The organism is Fictibacillus aquaticus, assembly GCF_002245695.1.
GTDB lineage: Bacteria > Bacillota > Bacilli > Bacillales > Fictibacillaceae > Fictibacillus > Fictibacillus aquaticus.
The window spans coordinates 1-2,250 of record NZ_NOII01000028.1 but is presented as its reverse complement, the minus strand read 5'-3'; the positions used below and the strand labels follow the sequence as shown (position 1 = coordinate 2,250).

The 2,250-nt window shown below is 42.4% G+C and carries 4 protein-coding genes; all 4 read left to right on the top strand.

The window, feature by feature from the left end:
* A partial coding sequence (locus CGZ90_RS18695; protein ID WP_276206778.1) for a solute carrier family 23 protein occupies window positions 1–501 on the top strand: 501 nt, incomplete at its 5' end.
* Between the two features lie 95 nt (window positions 502–596).
* Window positions 597–725, top strand: a complete 129-nt coding sequence (locus tag CGZ90_RS21245; RefSeq protein WP_276206777.1) for a hypothetical protein — start codon at window positions 597–599, stop codon at window positions 723–725.
* Between the two features lie 187 nt (window positions 726–912).
* On the top strand, window positions 913–1,650 hold the full coding sequence (pyrH, locus tag CGZ90_RS18690; RefSeq protein WP_133063616.1) for a UMP kinase: 738 nt from the start codon (window positions 913–915) through the stop codon (window positions 1,648–1,650).
* A gap of 157 nt (window positions 1,651–1,807) precedes the next feature.
* Window positions 1,808–2,250: spore germination protein (locus tag CGZ90_RS18685; RefSeq protein ID WP_165766913.1), on the top strand; the 443-nt coding region annotated here is incomplete at its 3' end.

The window sequence follows — 2,250 nt, the reverse complement described above, 5'->3', positions numbered from 1 at the left end:
ATGCTCGGCGGTATATTCAACGCTTTTCCGTACACGACTTATTCCCAAAATGTCGGTCTTATCCAGCTTTCTGGAGTAAAGTCTAAGCAGGTTATTGTTGCCGCAGGAGCGCTGCTCGTTTTTCTAGGCTTGATTCCAAAAGTGGCGACCCTGACTACATTGATACCAGCTCCGGTTATGGGCGGTGCGATGATGGCGATGTTTGGCATGGTGATTGCATCTGGCATTAAAATGCTTAGTACGGTCGATTTCAGCAAACAGGAAAATCTGCTGATTATAGCATGTTCTGTCGGCCTCGGACTTGGGGTGACAGTAGAACCAGAGCTGTTCAGTAAACTTCCGCAAAGCGTTCAAATCCTGACAGATAACGGTATTGTTGCAGGAAGCCTGCTGGCTATCTTATTAAATCTATTTTTCACTAAGAAAAAGTCTCAAGCCGTCATAGCCAATTCGTCCGGCGCTCAAAGGAGAAATCCGCAAAAAACAGTCTCTGTATCCTAGTTCTAAATGTTTTTTTTCCTCATACATTAAATTTATGACGTTTTTACACTTGAGAAATGGGGTAAAAACGGCATAGAAAGAAAGGGGAAAGAAACATGAAATATTGCCAGGATTGCCTAAACTTCGTAAATGTGATGGAAGTAACCGATTGTGTTATATGCGGCAGTGAAAAGCTGAATGAAATCATCGTCGAGGTTCACAGCCAGAATAAAAGTGTATATTGAAAGATTGAACATTCCGCACCCTGTGTCATATAATGGTAAAAACGGTGAGGGGGCAGGAAGATGAATTCGTTCCAATTTCTGATGACTAAATTTAATATACCTGCCCGTAAAAAGAACTAAAGCCTATTGTTCAGGCTCTAGTTCTTTTTTTTCTGTAAAGATTTTGTAGATAGAGAATGGAGGCGGAATAATGAGATATAAAAGGGTGCTGATCAAGCTGAGCGGTGGAGCTATAGCGGACGCAACAGGTTCTGGCTTTGACCAGGAAAAGCTGAATCATATTGCTGATGAGGTGCTTTCAGTTGCGACTCTTGGTGTTGAGGTAGCGATAGTAGTCGGCGGGGGCAACATTTTCCGCGGCGGGCTTGCATCTTACTGGGGGATTGAGAGGGTAGAGGCTGATCAAATAGGTACGCTCGGTACTGTTATAAACAGTCTAATGCTTAGAGGCGTGCTAAACAGCAAAGGTGACAAAGAAACAAGAGTGATGACGTCAGTTCCGATTCCTTCTGTAGGTGAGCCGTATATCAGGCTCAGAGCGGCACATCATTTGAATAAAGGCTATATTGTCATTTTTGCCGGCGGGAACGGACAGCCGTATGTGACGACCGATTATCCAGCTGTGCAGCGCGCTTTAGAGATGGAATGCGATGCAATATTAATTGCCAAACATGGAGTAGACGGTGTCTATAACGCGGATCCGAAACTGATGAAACAAGCGAGGAAATATGTGTCGATTGGATACGATGAAGCCATTCGCAGCAATTTGAAAGTGATGGATCAATCGGCGCTCATACTTGCGCGTGATCACGGCTTAAAAGCACATCTTTTCAATTTCGACGATAAAGGGTCTTTTCTGAAAATCTGTCAGGGTGAAGATGTTGGGACATTGATCACAGAAGATGCCCTTACCGTCCTCTTATAGTCTGCTTATCAGAATCCTAAATAATATCTTGCAATGCCGCCAGATGCTGGCGGCATTATTTTATGCTGTCTTGTTACCAGCAGCTTCACATGTCTTATAAAGGTATATTCAGCAGCCGCCCACTGCATATTAAGTATGAACGAAGAGGGCAGGTGGCATGATGCTGAAAATTTTTAAGAAAAAAGAACAAGCACAAACGACAGATTTATCGAACAATACATTAGGCAACATAAGAGAATTAGTGGATAGCTCCAAGGATTCTGCTGACTTTATTCATTATGTCCAAAAAACAGTCCATCACAAAGTATGGATTTCTTATTATAAAGCGCTGATCGACTGCAACACGTTCCACCGTGATTGCCTTCCATATTTAATCCATCATGCTGATTTCAAGAAGCTTGAAGATTTGAAAGATATTATTCCAATTGAGAGTGTTACGATCACTAACGACATTAAAGAAATACAGAACAAACTTTTGCGTGGATTTATTATTATCCAATTCGATGAGTATTCCGAAGAGTGCGCTATTATACGAGCGGAAAACTGGTTCGGAAACAGGCAGGTCTCTACATCTGAAATTGAGTTTTCTGTTATCGGGCC